Genomic DNA, 16,378 nt, shown 5'->3' with positions numbered 1-16,378 from the left:
CGTGGAACCTGGACGGCGTCAGCCGGCCAGCGCGGCGCGCGCGAGGCGAGCCGTCTCGGACGGGGTCTTGCCGACCTTCACGCCCGCGGCCTCGAGGGCCTCCTTCTTCGCCTGGGCGGTGCCGGACGAACCGGACACGATGGCACCCGCGTGGCCCATCGTCTTGCCCTCGGGCGCGGTGAAGCCGGCCACGTAGCCGACGACCGGCTTGGTGACGTGCTCCTTGATGAAGTCGGCCGCCCGCTCCTCCGCGTCGCCGCCGATCTCGCCGATCATGACGATCAGGTCGGTCTCGGGGTCGTCCTGGAAGGCCTTCAGGGCGTCGATGTGGGTGGTGCCGATGATCGGGTCGCCACCGATGCCGACGCAGGAGCTGAAGCCGAGGTCGCGCAGCTCGTACATCATCTGGTAGGTCAGCGTGCCGGACTTGGACACGAGACCGATGCGGCCGGGCTTGGTGATGTCGGCCGGGATGATGCCCGCGTTGGACTGGCCGGGGCTGATCAGACCCGGGCAGTTGGGGCCGATGATGCGGGTCTTGTTGCCCTTGGCCTGGGCCAGCGCCCAGAACGAGGCGGTGTCGTGGACCGCGACGCCCTCGGTGATCACGACGGCGAGCTCGATCTCGGCCTCGATGGCCTCGACGACGGCGTCCTTGGTGAACTTCTCCGGGACGAAGATGACCGTGACGTCGGCGCCGGTCTTCTCCATGGCGTCCTTGACGGAGCCGAAGACGGGGACCTCGGTGCCGTCGAAGTCGACGGTCGTGCCGGCCTTGCGCGGGTTCACGCCACCGACGATGTTGGTGCCGGAAGCCAGCATGCGCTTGGTGTGCTTCTGGCCCTCGGAGCCGGTCATGCCCTGGACGATGACCTTGCTGTCCTTGGTGAGGAAGATAGCCATGGTGTTCTAGTGACCTCGTTCCTTACTTCGCAGCCAGCTCGGCGGCGCGCTCGGCGGCGCCGTCCATGGTGTCCACCTGCTGCACCAGCGGGTGGTTGGCGTCGGTCAGGATCTTGCGACCCAGCTCCGCGTTGTTGCCGTCGAGACGCACGACCAGCGGCTTCTCGACCTTCTCGCCCTTGGACTCGAGCAGCGCCAGAGCCTGGACGATGCCGTTGGCGACCGCGTCACAGGCGGTGATGCCACCGAAGACGTTGACGAAGACGGACTTGACGTCCTCGTCGCCCAGGATGATCTCGAGGCCGTTGGCCATGACCTCGGCGGAGGCACCGCCACCGATGTCGAGGAAGTTGGCGGGCTTGACGCCGCCGTGGTTCTCACCGGCGTAGGCGACGACGTCCAGGGTGCTCATGACGAGACCCGCGCCGTTGCCGATGATGCCGACCTGACCGTCGAGCTTGACGTAGTTCAGGCCCTTGGCCTTGGCGGCCGCCTCGAGCGGGTTGGCGGCGGCCTTGTCCTCGAGCTCCTCGTGCGAGGGCTGACGGAACTCGGCGTTGGCGTCCAGGGAGACCTTGCCGTCGAGCGCGATGACGCGGCCGTCGGCGACCTTGGCGAGCGGGTTGACCTCGACGAGGAGCGCGTCCTCGGCGACGAAGGTCTTCCACAGGGTCACGAGGACCTCGGCGACCTGTTCGGCGACCTCGGCCGGGAACTTCGCCTGGGCGACGATCTCGCGGGCCTTCTCGATGGTGACGCCCTCGTTGGCGTCGACCGGCACCTTGGCGAGCTTCTCGGGGGTCGTCGCGGCGACCTCCTCGATGTCCATACCGCCGGCGACGGACGCCATGGCGAGGAAGGTGCGGTTGGTGCGGTCGAGGAGGTACGAGACGTAGTACTCCTCGGCGATCTCCGGAGCGGTCTCGGCGATCATGACCTTGTGGACCGTGTGGCCCTTGATGTCCATGCCGAGGATGTCCGTCGCGCGGGCGACGGCCTCGTCCGGGGTGGCGGCCAGCTTCACGCCGCCGGCCTTGCCGCGGCCGCCGACCTTCACCTGAGCCTTGACGACCGAACGGCCGCCCAGACGCTCAGTGGCCTCGCGCGCCGCCTCAGGCGTGTCGATGACTTCACCGGCCAGCACCGGTACACCGTGCTTGGCGAAGAGGTCCCTCGCCTGGTACTCGAACAGGTCCACGCGCGTCCGTCCCTTTTCCATGGATATCGCGGTTCGTTGTCTGCGCGGGCGTGCCGCGAGGCAGCGTGAGGGTCGCGATCTCCGCAAAGGTCCGGGGGTTTTGCGCCCCGGGGTAGCACGGGCGAGGGCGGCACACGTTCACCGTTGACGCGGCATGTCCGTCTCGCAGGTTATCCCCGAGGGAGGGGCGTCCCTAAATCGCAGATCACACTCCGGCCGTGATTACGCTCACAGATCGCGACGACGTCCGCACGCTTTCGGCCGCGTTCGGGGTAGCCGGGGCCGTCGGACGGCCGTCACGGGGGCCGTCAGACGGCCGGGTCGGGTATCGGCAGCGGGCGCTTCTCCAGGGCGGCGGCCATGACCTCCGGGAAGAGGTCCGGGGTGCAGGCGAAGGCGGGCGCGCCCAGGGCGGCCAGGGCCGCCGCGTGGTCGTGGTCGTAGGCGGGGGCGCCCTCGTCGGACAGGGCCAGCAGGCTGACGAACTGGACGCCGGACGCCTTCATCGCGGCGACCCTCTTGAGCATTTCGTCCCGGATGCCCCCCTCGTAGAGATCACTGATGAGGACCACGACCGTCTCGGCCGGCCGGGTGATCCGTGACTGGCAGTAGGCGAGCGCGCGATTGATGTCCGTGCCGCCGCCGAGCTGGGTGCCGAAGAGCACGTCCACCGGGTCGGCCAGCTGGTCGGTGAGGTCGACGACGGCCGTGTCGAAGACGACGAGACGGGTGTCGAGGGCGCGCATGGAGGCGAGGACCGCGCCGAAGACGGAGGCGTGGACGACGGAGGCTGCCATCGAGCCCGACTGGTCGATGCAGAGGATCACCTCCTTCCGCACGGCTCGCGCGGCCCGGCCGTGGCCGATCAGGCGCTCGGGGACGACCGTGCGGTGGGCGGGCAGGTAGTTCTTGAGGTTGGCCCGGATGGTGCGGTCCCAGTCGATGTCGCGGTGACGGGGGCGGGCGGTCCGCGCGGAGCGGTCGAGGGCGCCGGTGAGCGTGGCGCGGGTCCTGCCGGCGAGGCGGGACTCCAGGTCCGCGACGACCTTGCGGACGACGGCCCGCGCGGTCTCCTTGGTGGCCTCGGGCATCGCCTTGCCGAGGGAGAGGAGGGTGCCGACGAGATGGACGTCGGCCTCGACGGCCTCCAGCATCTCCGGCTCCAGCAGCAGCGCGGACAGCCCGAGGCGGTCGATGGCGTCCCGCTGCATCACCTGAACGACGGAAGCCGGAAAGTACGTCCGGATGTCCCCCAGCCAGCGGGCGACGCGCGGCGCGGACGCGCCGAGCCCGCCCTGGCGCCGGGCGCCCCCGTCCGTCTCGCCGTAGAGCGCCTCCAGCGTCCGGTCCATGGCGGCGTCGGCGCCCACGAGGCCGCCGCCCGGGCCTGCGCCCTCGCCGCCCTCCGCGCCCAGCACGAGCCGCCAGCGGCGCAGCCGTTCCGCTTCCGCAGTGGTGCGGGTGGCGTCAGTGGTGTGGGTGGCCTCAGCGGTCATACGAGTACTCCCTTACTCCCTTTACTCCCTTTGGCCGCACTGCTTCGCTCGGGCCCGGCCGCCGCTTCCGTCCCCAGCATCCCCAGCAGCAGCCGCATGACCGGCAGGACGGCGGCGGCGCGCTCGGGGTCGAGACCCGGGCCGAAGCCCCTTGTCGTGTCCTGGTCCGGCGACTGCGCGCCGGCGCCCGCCCCGCCCCGGCGTATCCGCTCGCCGAGCGTCCGCCGCACCCCCGCCTCGAACACGGCGAACGTGCGGCGCAGCAGTGGCAGTACGCCGGTGAATGCCTCGGGCGGCACTCCGGTGAGCCAGCCGTCGATGAGGCCGAGCAGCCGTTCGTCGTGGACGAGGAGCATCCCGCCGGAGCCGCCGCTGCCGACGAACCCCTCGATCCAGGCTGCCGCCTCGGCGGGCGGCGTACCGACGGAGAGGGCAAGGCCCATCAGCCGTTCCGCCCGCTCGTGCGTCAGCCGCCCGTCGTCGAGCAGCAACCGCGCGGCCCGCCCACGTATCCCCCCGGGCAGCCCGTCCCGCTCGGCGAGCACCATCAGGACGGCAGCCCAGCGCTCACGTAGCCCGGGCGGGGCGGCGGCCTCCGCCGTCTCCGCCGTCTCCGCCGTCTCCGCCAGTAATGCCACCGCCCGGTGCACCCCGTCCACATGGCCGCGCATCTCCGCCGCCGCGTCCGTGTCCAGGCCCGCGCAGGCGGCGGGCAGGCCGATGAAGACGCGTTCGGCGAGGCCGGTGGCCACTTCGGCGAGGGCGGCCGTGTCCGTGCGGCGGACGTCGCCGTAGCGCACGGAGCGGACGAGGGCGGGCAGGGCCTGGGCCAGGTGGCCGGCGTCCGAGTCGAGGGCGGCGCGGTCGGCGAGGGCGCGCATGACGACGGGCAGGGCGTCGGGCAGGTCCGCGAGCAGGCATCGCTCGGCCAGGGCGGTGATCCCGGCGAGGGCGGTGGCCTCGCGCGCCAGCGACTCCGCCTTGGCGGTCGCCGCGCCCTCCACCGTCGTGCCCCACGCCCCCGCCTCGGCGAGCCGTACGGACAACTCGGGCTCCCAGCACAGCCGCCAGCTCTCCCGGAAGGTGCCGAGCCCGCCGCGCGAGGGGAGGGGCTCGCCCCAGTCGACGCCGAGCAGCCGCAGCCGGTGCAGCAGCCGGCTGCGAGCCGCGTCCGTGTCCTTGCGCAGGTCGAACTCGCAGTCACGAACTGCCGCTTCGGGCTTGAGCCGCAACGTGCGCCGCTGCCGGTCCAGGTCGCGCTGGAGGGGCGAGGCGGGCGCGGCGGCGGGGACCTCGCCCAGTACGTCGCCGACGACCAGCCGGTCCCGGACGAGGGCGAGCGGCACGTCCGAGCCATCGCACATCACGGCGCGGATCGCGTCGACGGTCTCGGCGAGCCCGGCGAGCGGACGGCCGCGCATCGCGGCGAGGGTCTGGGCGAGCCGTACGGCCTCGATGACGTGCGCGGAGGAGACGGGGTGGCCTTCGGCGCGCAGCAGCCGGGCGACCTCGGTCATCCAGCGCTCGACGGGCCGGTCGGGGGACCGGAAGAGATGCCCGTACCAGCCGGGTGAGGTGACACCGGCACCGTAGCCGCTGTGGCGGGAGAGGCGCCGGTGGGTCCAGGGCACCCAGCCGATCTCGGCCTTGGCCTTGGGGAGGCCCTTGAGCGTCTGCCGGTCGGCGGCCACGGTCCGCCGCTCGGCGAGGGCGGGCACGTGCCAGGCGCCGCACACAACAGCGACGGCGTCCCCGAACTCCCGCCGTGCCTCGCGGAGTTTGAGCCGCATGTGGGCTTCCCGGATCGCGTCGCGCTCGGCGTGGGCGGCGTCGCCCTCCTCGCCGAGGGCGGATCGCAGTTCGCCCATGGCGTCGGCGACGGCCTCGAACGGGGCGAGCGCGTCGCCCTCGTCGCGCCGGTGTTCGACGACGTCCTCCCACCAGGTCTCCGGGTCGTCGTACCCGGCGGCTCCGGCGAGCACGGCGAGCGGGTCGGTGCGCGGAGTCGCGGCCTCCGACGGGCCGGGGCCGGCCTCGGGCCCGGGTCCGGTCTCCCCGCCCAGCGCGAGCGTGTGCGCGGCGGGCAGGTCGATGAAGCGGACCGGTACGTCGTGGGCGAGGGCCCAGCGCAGGGCGGTCCACTCCGGGGAGAACGCGGCGAACGGCCAGAACGCGGCGCGGCCCGGTTCCCCGGCGACGTGGGCGAGCAGGGCGACCGGCGGGCGCATGTCCTCCTCGGCGGCGAGGAGGGCGAGGGCGTCCGCCTCGGGCGGGCCCTCGATCAGCACGGCGGTGGGCCGGCACCGGTCGAGGGCGGCCCGTACGGCCCGTGCGGAGCCCGGGCCGTGGTGGCGCACGCCGAGCAGCACGGGAGCCTCCGGAGCGGCGGCGGTCCCGGTCACGCGGCCACCTCGCGGCAGGCGCGGTAGAAGTCCTTCCAGCCGTCCCGTTCGCGGACGACGGTCTCCAGGTACTCCTGCCAGACGGCCCGGTCGGCGGCGGGGTCGCGGACGACCGCGCCGAGGATGCCGGCGGCCACGTCCCCGGCGCGCAGGACGCCGTCGCCGAAGTGGGCGGCGAGCGCGAGCCCGCCCGTGACAACGGAGATCGCCTCGGCCGTGGAGAGCGTTCCCGAGGGCGACTTGAGCCTGGTGCGGCCGTCGGTGGTGACGCCGTCGCGCAGTTCGCGGAAGACGGTGACGACGCGGCGGATCTCGTCGATGCCGTCGGGCGTGGCGGGCAGGTCCAGGGAGCGGCCGATCTGGTCGACGCGGCGGGCGACGATGCCGACTTCGTCCTCGGCGGTGGCGGGCAGCGGCAGGACGACCGTGTTGAACCGGCGGCGCAGCGCGCTGGAGAGCTCGTTGACCCCGCGGTCGCGGTCGTTGGCCGTGGCGATGAGGTTGAACCCGCGGACGGCCTGGACCTCCTGGCCCAGTTCGGGGACAGGGAGGGTCTTCTCGGACAGGACGGTGATGAGGGTGTCCTGGACGTCGGCGGGGATGCGGGTCAGCTCCTCGACGCGCGCGGTCATGCCCTCGGCCATGGCCCGCATGACGGGGCTGGGCACGAGCGCGTCGCGACTGGGGCCTTCGGCGAGCAGCCGGGCGTAGTTCCAGCCGTAGCGGATGGCTTCCTCGGCGGTGCCGGCGGTGCCCTGGACGAGCAGGGTGGAGTCGCCGCTGACGGCGGCGGCGAGATGCTCCGAGACCCAGGTCTTGGCGGTGCCGGGCACGCCGAGCAGCAGCAGGGCGCGGTCGGTGGCGAGCGTGGTGACGGCGACCTCGACGATTCTGCGCGGGCCCACGTACTTGGGTGTGATCACGGTGCCGTCGGGGAGCGTGCCGCCGAGGAGATACGTGGCGACGGCCCACGGCGACAGCCGCCAACGCTCGGGCCTGGGGCGGTCGTCGGCCGCCGCGAGGGCCTTCAGCTCGTGGGCGAAAGCGTCCTCGGCGTGCGGGCGCAGGGCATCGGTCTGGATTCCGGGCACGGTCACAAGTCCCCCTCGTCGTGCGGTTCCGGGTGGCGTGACCCACCCTGCACCACCCCACTGACAATGGCCCTGACCTGCGGATTCATCACGTCGAGGGCGATTGTCAGTGGGGTCCCCTACCGTCGGGGACATGAATCCGCAGGGGGAACGCTGGACGGCGGAACGCGTGCTGGAGCTGGCACCTGACGCCGCATCACGCAAGGCGGGCGCGAGGCTCGCGACGCCCGGCCCGTGGTCGGGCGCGGGCGCGCACACGGGCGCGGTCTGGGGGGAGTGCGAGGGCAGCGGCGGCAAGCCGTACCGGACGGTCGTGGATCTGTCGGGGCCGGGTTTCCACTGTTCCTGTCCGAGCCGCAAGTTCCCGTGCAAGCACGCGCTGGGGCTGCTGCTGTCGTGGTCGGAGGGCCCGGGTTCCGTTCCGGAAGGGACGCCGCCGGACTGGGCGGGCCAGTGGCTGGACAAGCGGCGGCAGCGGGAGGCCGCCGGGTCCGGTGGCGCCGCTTCCGGGACGTCCCGGGGCCCGGCCGACCCGGAGGCCGCGCGCCGCCGGGCGGAGCGCCGCGCGGCGCGGATCGCGGAGGGCGCCTCGGAGCTGGAGCGGCGCCTCGCCGATCTGCTGCGGAGCGGCCTGGCGTCGGCCGACGCCGCCTCGTACGGGCGGTGGGAGGAGACGGCGGCCCGCATGGTCGACGCGCAGGCGCCGGGACTCGCCGCGCGGGTGCGGGAGTTGGCGTCCGTGGCGGGCTCCGGCTCCGGGGCCGGCCGGACCTCCCGGCTCCTGGAGGAATGCGCGCTGCTGCACACCCTCAACCAGGGGTTCCTCCGGCTGGACGAGCTGCCGGAGCCCCTGGCGGCGACGGTGCGGGCGCGCGTGGGCATCACGCCGGACGCGGCGTCGCTGCTGGCCTCCGCCCCGCTCGTGCGCGACCGTTGGCTCGTCCTGGCCCAGCGGGACGGCGACGACGGCCGGCTGGTCACACGCCGCGTCTGGCTGCGGGGCCGGGACACGGGCCGGATGGCCCTGCTCCTCTCCTACGGCGCGGCGGGCCGCGCGCCCGAGTTGTCGCTCCCCGTCGGTCTCGCCCTGGACGCGGACCTCGCCTTCCACCCTTCCGCCCGGCCGCTGCGCGCGGTCCTGGGCACCCGGCACGCGGCCCCGGCGCCCGTCCCCGGCCCGCCGCCGGGCGGTGACGCGGAGGAGGCGCTCCGGGCGTACGGCGAGGCACTGCGGGACGACCCGTGGCTGGAGGGCTGGCCGGTGGTCCTCTCGGGGGTGGTCCCGGTCCCCGGCACGGACGGCGGCGACTGGCGACTGGCGGACGCGGACGGCCGGTCGGCCCTCCCGGCGGTGTCCCCCGGTGGCGACGAATCGGCCCTGTGGCGGCTGACGGCGATATCGGGCGGGCGCCCGGTGCGGGTGTTCGGCGAATGCGGGCACCGGGGCTTCACCCCCCTGCTGGCCTGGGCACCGGAACCGGTGGCCCTGTGACGGAAGACGGCACTGCGGCGGAAGACAACTCTGTGGTGGACAACAGCCCTGGGGCAGAACACAGCCCTGTAATGGAAGGCAGCTCTGTGACGGAAGGCAGCTCTGTGACGGAAAGACCTGCGTCGAGCACCACCTGGGACGACCTCGTCACCACCGCCCTCCTCGGCACGGACCGCCGCCCCGCCTCCCCCGGGGCGTTGCTCGACGAGGCCGCGCTGCGGACCGTGCAGCGCCGGGCCGCGCTCCTGCCGGCCACGCCGGGACCGCTGCCCGAGGCGGCGCCGGAGGACGTCCGGCCGCCCCTGCCGGAGGCCGCCAGGCGCAGGCTCGCGCTGCTGCTCGCCGAGCGCGCGGCGGGCCCCGGAGGCTCCGGGCGCCGGGGCGGCGGCCCGGACCTCACCGAGCTGCTGCCCCAGTGGCTGGCGGCCGCCAACGACCACGGCTACCGCGCCCCCGAGGCCCTGCTGCCCGGGCTGCTCGACGCGGCGCGGGCCCGTAGCGACCTGCGGCCCGGGGCGCTGGCCCTGGGCGGTCCCCGCGCCCTGTGGCTGGCGCGGCTCAACCCGCAGTGGAGATACGCGCTGCGCGACGCCCCGGCGTCGAGCGCGGCACCGGCCACGACGGGCACGGCGGAGACGGGCACGGCGGAGACGGGCACGGCGGAGACGGCGGGCAGCGCCGCGCACAGGGTCCAGGTCTGGCAGGAGGGCCTGTTCGCCGAACGCGTGGCCCTGCTGACGTCGCTGCGGCGCCGCGACCCCGCCGCCGCCCGGGAGCTGCTGGCCACGACCTGGCCCCAGGAGCGGGCGGAGGACCGGCTGATGTTCCTGGACACGCTGCGCGACGGGCTCTCCCCCGCCGACGAGGCGTTCCTGGAGCAGGCCCTGACGGACCGGGGCCGCACCGTCCGGGCCATGGCCGCCGAGCTGCTGTCGGCGCTCCCCGGGTCCGCGCTCGCGGGCCGGATGGCGGAGCGGGCCAGGGCCTGCGTCGCCCTGGACCGCACCGGCGGGCAGCCCACGGTGATCGTGGAGGCGCCGCACGAGTGCGACGCCGCGATGCGCCGCGACGGCGTCGTGGCCAAGCCCCCGGCGGGCCGGGGCGAACGGTCGTGGTGGCTGGGCCAGCTCGTGGAGGCGGCACCGCTGGGGAACTGGTGCGAACGCCTCGGTGTGGCGGGCGCCGCCGAGGCCGTGGCCCTGCCGGTGGGCGACGGATGGCGGGCCGACCTCCACGCGGCCTGGTGCCGGGCCGCCGTCCGGCAGGGGGACGCGGAATGGTCACGGGCGCTGCTGGGCCCGGCGGCGACCCCGCCCACGCCCACGGGCGCCTCGTGGCTGGACCCGGCGAAGCTGCTGTCCGCGCTGCCGCCCGGGGAACGGGCCGAATGGGTGGCGGAGTTCATCGCGGCGCACGGCCTGTCGGAGGCGTTCCGGCTGCTCGGTGTGTGCGCGGTGCCCTGGGCGGAGCCCCTGGGCCGGGCGGTGGTGGACGCGCTGGACACCGCGCGGGAGGCGGGCGGCTACCCCTGGAGCTTCAGCGGGGTGATGGGCATGGCCGAGCGCTGTCTGGACCCGGCCCAGGCCGACCTGCTGGAGGCGCTCACCGTCCTCCCGTCCGGTCCGGAGGACGCCGCTCCCCAGGGCGCGGCCTGCTACTGGGCGGAGGCGTATCAGCGGCTCATCGGAACGCTGCGGCTCCGCGCCGCGATGCTGGAGGAGCTCGCGCCCGTCCTCAGGCGTCCTGCCGCCGGACGTTGACGTTGACCCACTCCACGATCGAGGACGTCGTCGCCCCGGGGGTGAAGATCTCCGCCACGCCCAGCTTCTTGAGCGGGCCGATGTCGGCCTCGGGGATGATGCCGCCGCCGAAGACCTTGATGTCCTCCGCGTCACGCTCCTTCAGCAGCTCCATCACCTTGGCGAAAAGAGTGTTGTGCGCGCCGGAGAGGATGGAGAGGCCGATCGCGTCCGCGTCCTCCTGGATCGCGGTGTCGACGATCTGCTCGGGTGTCTGGTGGAGCCCGGTGTAGATGACCTCCATACCGGCGTCGCGCAGCGCACGTGCGATGACCTTGGCGCCGCGATCATGGCCGTCGAGCCCTGGCTTGGCCACCACCACGCGGATCGGACCGGTCACTCCCATCACTGCCTCCATGTACATGCGTGTACGTGCCGTAGGCCGCTGCGTTCAGCATCCCGCACCCGGCCGTTTCGCGGTGGAGGCCGAGGGGGAAATCACACGTGGGACACCACGTTCGCTACGCACCGCTCCCGTAACCCCCGTCTCACGGGCCACATCGCCCGCTCCGACCACGAGACGCGCCGGGCCACGAGACACCGGACCACGGGGCGGCCGCGAGGGGAGCCGCGACGAGGCGGCCGCCCCTCTGTGCCGACAGCCGCACGGCACAGAAGGGTGGCCCGCCACGCGCACAGCTGCCCATGAGGGCACACGGGGGACAAGGTCGCCGCTGTGTGCTGTTCGGGAGGTCGGTCGGCCATGGGGGCCTTGCCCTTTCTCTTTACCCTCATACGCTCCTTCACCGCGGCGCGCCCGCGCCCGTCGGCGGCGCTCGTCCGGTCCACGCTGCTGGAGCTGGCGATCCTCACCGTGCATGTGCTGCTCTACCCCACCGGGATCGCCCAGGAGCGCCGACCGCCGCCCCTCCCCCCACCGGCCCCCCGTCCCTCCCCCGCCACACCGGTGGAACGGCCCGAACGGCCCGAACCGGCCGAAGCGCCCGGCGCGCCCACCGGACCGGTCGGACCGGTGGCGGAGCGCCCGCCCGTCCTGCTCCTCCACGGCTTCATCGACAACCGCTCGGTGTTCGTCCTGCTGCGCCGCTCGCTGCGCCGGCACGGCTGGGACGAGGTGTGGTCCCTCAACTACTCCCTCCTGACCTGCGACATCCGCAAGGCGGCGGAGATGCTCGGCCGGCATGTGGAAGAGGTCTGCCTGAGCACGGGCCGGGAGCGCGTCGACATGGTGGGGCACAGCCTGGGCGGGCTGATCGCGCGCTACTACATCCAGCGACTCGGCGGCGACACCCGCGTCCGTACGCTCGTCACCCTCGGCACCCCGCACAGCGGGACCCTGGTGGCCCCCCTCATGACAGCCCATCCTTTGGTACGGCAGATGCGGCCCGATTCGGACGTCATCACCGAACTCGCCGGGCCCGCGCCCCATTGCGCAACGCAATTCATCGGTTTCTGGAGCGACCTGGATCAAATCATGGTGCCCGTGGAAACCGCCCGTATCGATCACCCCGACCTCCACGCGCGCAACGTACGGGTGTGCGGCGTGGGCCATCTCGCCCTCCCCGTGCACGGGGAGGTGGCCACGGGCATCAGGCAGGCGCTGACCACGGAAGAGCCGGCGACGGGAGCGGCGGGAGCCGCCTCGGTCGCCTGAGTTCCGCAGAAACATCGAACGCATATCGAACGTCAAGTCGACCCATCATGGCTCAGTCCACCAAAAGGCGGCTAAATGCCCAGCCCTTCGGTGACCGAAACGTGGGGAAGATTGTCGTCGTCGCATACCGCCGGGTACAGTCGCCGCTAATTCTCCTGACTGCCAAGGCGAAATGGATGTGGTGGTGAACGACCGTCACCCGTCGGCGGGCCCGGCTCAGTCCGTGCCCGCTCCCGATGCCTCCTATGGGCACGGGCACTACGTGGCGTACGAGCAGCCATACGCTCCGCAGGGCTACACCGGATACGGCGATCATGCCTCCGGCCACTGGGACACCAACACCACCGACCAGTGGGGCAACGGCGGCCACACCCAGACCTGGGACTTCGGCGGTTACGACCTCGGCCACGACGGCACGGGCCAGTACGCCGCCCAGCAGTGGGACACCTCCGGCGGATCCGGCCAGTGGGACCTCTCCGGCACGGCCGCCGCGTCCGCCCAGCCGTCCGCTCATCCGTCGGGGCAGTGGGACACGGGTGCCTGGAGCGCCGCCGGCTCGGCAGCGGGAACCTACGACACGGGCCAGCACCACTCCGGCCAGTGGGATCAGTGGGACACCACTGGGCAGAATCAATACTTCACCCAGCCCGCCCAGTCCCCCGCCCAGTCCTGGGACACCTCCGGGCAATGGGACTCCGGCCAGTGGGACCTGAGCGCCCAGGCGACCCAGACCTGGGACGCGAGCGCGTACGCGGCCGCCGACGAGCCGCAGGACCAGCGGCCCCCGGTACAGCACACCCCCACCGTCATGGTCGACGTCTCCGGCGTCCCCGGCCTCTCCGACGACGCCGGTGTCGCGAACGCCGAGACCCGAGCGATGGTGATCCCCCAGCCGCCGGAGGAGACCGAGGGCATCGGGAACGCCGGCGCCCCCGGGGACGACGCCGCGCCCGCACCGTCCCGGGCACGGAACCGGGCCGAGGTCCCGCACCAGTCCCGCGGCAACCGCCGCAAGGGCGCCCCCTCCCGCGCCGGTTACCGACCGCGTCGCAAGGCCCTGCTCACCGTCGCCGTCCCCTCGGTCGCCGTCATGGGGGTGGCCGGGATCGCGGCGGCGTCCGTCATCACCGGCGGACAGAAGGACACGTCGCAGACCACCGCGGCCTCCGCCCCGGACAACTCCGTCAAGCTCTCCGCCGCCAACAGCAAGCTGGACACCCAGCTCGCCGGCCTCAGCCAGGGCGCCGACGACTTCGCCACCCGCGCCAGCCGCACCCAGGAGCGGATCGACCTCAAGGTCCGCCAGGAGGAGGAGCGCAAACGCCAGGCCGAGGAAGCCGCCCGCAAGGAACGCGAACGCCCCAAGTTCGCCCTGCCCGTCGCCCAGCACGGACTCAGCGCCTACTTCGGCCAGGCGGGCGTCAACTGGATGTCGGTGCACACCGGCATCGACTTCCCCGTCAGCTACGGCACGCCCGTCATGGCCGCCAACGACGGCACGGTCAGCACGCAGTACAACGTGGCCTACGGCAACATGGCCAAGGTGACGTCGTCGGACGGCACCGAGACCTGGTACTGCCACCTCAGCAGCTACAAGCTCCGCTCCGGGCCGGTCAAGGCCGGGGACGTCATCGCCTACTCCGGCAACTCCGGCAACTCCACCGGCCCGCACCTCCACTTCGAGGTACACCCCGGCGGCTCGGCCATAGACCCCCTCCCCTGGCTCCGCAGCCACGACCTGGACCCGACGTAACCGAGGGCCGCGAAGAGGACCCGCGCCCCGTAAGGGGCGCGGGGCTGTGTCGATATGCGGCTACCGCCGCGTGGGCGCGACCAGCCACAACCGGCCCGCAGCCGAGCGAAAAGCTAAAGCTTCTCCACCGGCGCGTACCGCAAAAGCAACCGCTTCGGCTTCTCCCCGCCGAAGTCGATCGTCGCCTCCGCGTTGTCACCGCTGCCCTTGACCGCCACGACCGTGCCCAGCCCGAACGAGTCGTGCGTGACCCGGTCGCCGATGACCAGCGCCACGACCTCGCGCTCCTTCGCACGCCGCGTCGCGAAGCCGCTCGTCGCCGACTTGCCGCCACGTGCCGAGCCGAAGCCGGACGAGATGCCCGAACTCGTCCGGGAGCCCCCACCCGCGCCCAGCGAGGACGCCGACGGCGTCGCGGGCCCGGTGCGGCGCCACGTCAGGTGCTGCTCCGGGATCTCCTCCAGGAACCGCGACGGCGGGTTGTACGCGGGCTGGCCCCAGGCGCTGCGCATGCTCGCCCGGGTCAGGTACAACCGCTCGCGGGCGCGGGTGATGCCCACGTAGGCGAGCCGCCGCTCCTCCTCCAGCTCCTTGGCCTGGCCGAGGGCCCGCAGGTGCGGGAAGACGCCGTCCTCCATGCCGGTGAGGAAGACGACCGGGAACTCCAGGCCCTTCGCGGTGTGGAGGGTCATCAGCGTGATGACGCCGGTGCCCTCCGTGTCCTCGTCGGGGATCTGGTCGGAGTCGGCGACGAGCGCGACCTTCTCCAGGAATTCGGCGAGCGTGCCGGGGTTCTCGGCGCCCTCCTGGGACGTCCGCTCCTGCTCGAATTCCAGGGCGACGGCGGCGAGCTCCTGGAGGTTCTCCACGCGGGTCTCGTCCTGGGGGTCCGTGGACGCCTGGAGCTCGGCGAGATAGCCCGTGCGCTCCAGGACCGCCTCCAGGACGGTCGCGGGGCCCGCCCCGGACTCGACGACCGTGCGGAGCTCCTCCAGCAGGACGTTGAAGCGCTTGACCGCGTTCGCCGAGCGGGCGGCCATGCCGTAGGCCTCGTCGACACGGCGCAGCGCCTGCGCGAAGCTGACCTTCTCCCGGAGGGCCAGCGCCTCGATCATGGCCTCGGCGCGCTCGCCGATGCCGCGCTTGGGCACGTTGAGGATGCGCCGCAGCGGCACGGTGTCCTCGGGGTTGGCCAGCACCCGCAGATACGCGAGGACGTCCCGGACCTCCTTGCGCTCGTAGAAGCGCACTCCGCCGACGACCTTGTAGGGCAGGCCGACGCGGATGAAGATCTCTTCGAAGACACGGGACTGGGCGTTGGTGCGGTAGAAGACGGCGACGTCGCCCGCCTTGGCGTCGCCCGCGTCCGTCAGCCGGTCGATCTCGTCGGCGACGAACTGCGCCTCGTCGTGCTCGGTGTCGGCGACGTAGCCGGTGATGGCGCTGCCCGCGCCGGCCTGCGTCCACAGGTTCTTGGGGCGGCGGTTCTGGTTGCGCTCGATGACCGCGTTGGCCGCGCTGAGGATCGTCTGCGTGGAGCGGTAGTTCTGCTCCAGCAGGATCGTGGTGGCGTCCGGGTAGTCCTCCTCGAACTGGAGGATGTTGCGGATGGTGGCGCCGCGGAAGGCGTAGATCGACTGGTCGGCGTCGCCGACGACGCACAGCTCGCCGACGCCCTCCTCGCCCGCCGTCTCCGGCGTGCCCACGAGCTCGCGCACCAGCGTGTACTGGGCGTGGTTGGTGTCCTGGTACTCGTCGACCAGGACGTGCCGGAAGCGGCGGCGGTAGTGCTCGGCCACGTCCGGGAACGCCTGGAGGAGGTGGACGGTGGTCATGATGATGTCGTCGAAGTCCAGGGCGTTGGCCTCGCGCAGCCGTGCCTGGTACATCGTGTACGCCTCGGCGAGCGTCTTCTCGAAGCCGTCCGCGGCCTTCGCCGCGAAGGCCTCCACGTCGATGAGCTCGTTCTTGAGGTTGGAGATCTTCGCGCTGAAGGACTTCGGCGGGAACTTCTTCGGGTCGAGGTCGAGGTCCCGGCAGACGAGCGCCATGAGGCGCTTGGAGTCGGCCGCGTCGTAGATCGAGAAGGAGGACGTGAAGCCCAGCTTCTTGCTCTCGCGGCGCAGGATCCGCACGCACGCGCTGTGGAAGGTCATGACCCACATGGCGTTGGCGCGGGGGCCGACGAGCTGCTCGACGCGCTCCTTCATCTCGCCGGCGGCCTTGTTGGTGAAGGTGATCGCGAGGATCTGCCCGGGGTGCACCTGGCGCGCGCCCAGGAGGTACGCGATGCGGTGGGTGAGCACCCGGGTCTTGCCGGAGCCGGCGCCCGCGACGATCAGCAGCGGGGAGCCCGTGTGCACGACGGCCTCGCGCTGCTGGTCGTTCATCCCCTCCAGCAGCGCGGAGGGGTCCACGACGGGCCGGGCGGCGCCGTCGCGGTAGAACGCCTCCCTGGGCACGGGCGCGTCGAAGGCACCGCCGAAGAGGTCGTCCGGCAAGGGCTCCGGAGCCGTGTCCTCCGGAGGCGGAGGGGGCTCCTCCTCGGCAGGGGCCAGGTCCGCCAGGAAGCTGTCGTCAAAGAGGCTGCTCATCGCCTCCCGAGTCTAGGCCGCCCCACCGACAGCCG

11 protein-coding genes are annotated in these 16,378 nt (G+C 72.9%); 4 read left to right on the top strand and 7 right to left on the bottom strand.

The genetic code is table 11. The features are described from left to right. Positions 1 to 18: 18 nt before the first annotated feature. From sucD to ACFYZR_RS05000, 5 genes are all read right to left on the bottom strand, one after another. The gene (gene sucD, locus ACFYZR_RS05020; RefSeq protein ID WP_126915613.1) at positions 19 to 903 is read right to left on the bottom strand and encodes a succinate--CoA ligase subunit alpha; all 885 of its coding nucleotides are present in this window, start codon (positions 901 to 903) and stop codon (positions 19 to 21) included. A 22-nt stretch (positions 904 to 925) separates the two neighbouring features. Then, positions 926 to 2,101, bottom strand: a complete 1,176-nt coding sequence (gene sucC / locus ACFYZR_RS05015) for an ADP-forming succinate--CoA ligase subunit beta (RefSeq protein WP_391905135.1) — start codon at positions 2,099 to 2,101, stop codon at positions 926 to 928. Between the two features lie 308 nt (positions 2,102 to 2,409). Continuing rightward, on the bottom strand, positions 2,410 to 3,597 hold the full coding sequence (locus ACFYZR_RS05010) for a VWA domain-containing protein (protein ID WP_391905132.1): 1,188 nt from the start codon (positions 3,595 to 3,597) through the stop codon (positions 2,410 to 2,412). Continuing rightward, positions 3,594 to 5,999 (bottom strand): DUF5682 family protein, encoded by a 2,406-nt coding sequence (locus ACFYZR_RS05005; protein WP_391905129.1) that lies wholly within the window; start codon positions 5,997 to 5,999, stop codon positions 3,594 to 3,596. Before ACFYZR_RS05005 ends, ACFYZR_RS05010 begins: the two co-directional genes overlap by 4 nt. Next, a complete protein-coding gene (locus tag ACFYZR_RS05000; RefSeq protein WP_391905127.1) occupies positions 5,996 to 7,225 on the bottom strand; it encodes an AAA family ATPase in 1,230 nt (409 codons plus the stop codon). The genes ACFYZR_RS05005 and ACFYZR_RS05000 overlap by 4 nt, the downstream gene beginning before the upstream one ends. Here ACFYZR_RS05000 and ACFYZR_RS04995 point away from each other — a divergent pair. Then, positions 7,224 to 8,582 (top strand): SWIM zinc finger family protein, encoded by a 1,359-nt coding sequence (locus tag ACFYZR_RS04995; RefSeq protein WP_391905125.1) that lies wholly within the window; start codon positions 7,224 to 7,226, stop codon positions 8,580 to 8,582. The two genes, ACFYZR_RS05000 and ACFYZR_RS04995, sit on opposite strands and share 2 nt — an antisense overlap. A 71-nt stretch (positions 8,583 to 8,653) precedes the next feature. Next, on the top strand, positions 8,654 to 10,342 hold the full coding sequence (locus ACFYZR_RS04990) for a DUF5691 domain-containing protein (protein ID WP_391905122.1): 1,689 nt from the start codon (positions 8,654 to 8,656) through the stop codon (positions 10,340 to 10,342). Here the strand turns inward: ACFYZR_RS04990 and ACFYZR_RS04985 are convergent. Further along, entirely contained in the window at positions 10,317 to 10,727 is a 411-nt protein-coding gene (locus tag ACFYZR_RS04985) for a cobalamin B12-binding domain-containing protein (protein WP_391905119.1), read from the bottom strand. The genes ACFYZR_RS04990 and ACFYZR_RS04985 overlap by 26 nt on opposite strands. Before the next feature lie 357 nt (positions 10,728 to 11,084). Between ACFYZR_RS04985 and ACFYZR_RS04980 the strand changes: the two genes are divergently transcribed. After that, a complete protein-coding gene (locus ACFYZR_RS04980) occupies positions 11,085 to 11,996 on the top strand; it encodes an esterase/lipase family protein (protein WP_391905117.1) in 912 nt (303 codons plus the stop codon). A gap of 184 nt (positions 11,997 to 12,180) precedes the next feature. After that, on the top strand, positions 12,181 to 13,749 hold the full coding sequence (locus tag ACFYZR_RS04975; protein WP_391905115.1) for a peptidoglycan DD-metalloendopeptidase family protein: 1,569 nt from the start codon (positions 12,181 to 12,183) through the stop codon (positions 13,747 to 13,749). A gap of 113 nt (positions 13,750 to 13,862) precedes the next feature. Here ACFYZR_RS04975 and pcrA read toward each other — a convergent pair whose 3' ends face one another. Next, positions 13,863 to 16,343, bottom strand: coding sequence for a DNA helicase PcrA (gene pcrA, locus ACFYZR_RS04970; RefSeq protein WP_391905112.1), 2,481 nt, complete (start codon positions 16,341 to 16,343; stop codon positions 13,863 to 13,865). Positions 16,344 to 16,378 lie beyond the last annotated feature (35 nt).

It is taken from the genome of Streptomyces sp. NPDC001678, from assembly GCF_042892945.1.
In the GTDB taxonomy this organism is placed as follows: domain Bacteria; phylum Actinomycetota; class Actinomycetes; order Streptomycetales; family Streptomycetaceae; genus Streptomyces.
Note: the sequence above shows the minus strand (reverse complement) of the source record. Positions and strands in the feature narration are given on the sequence as shown.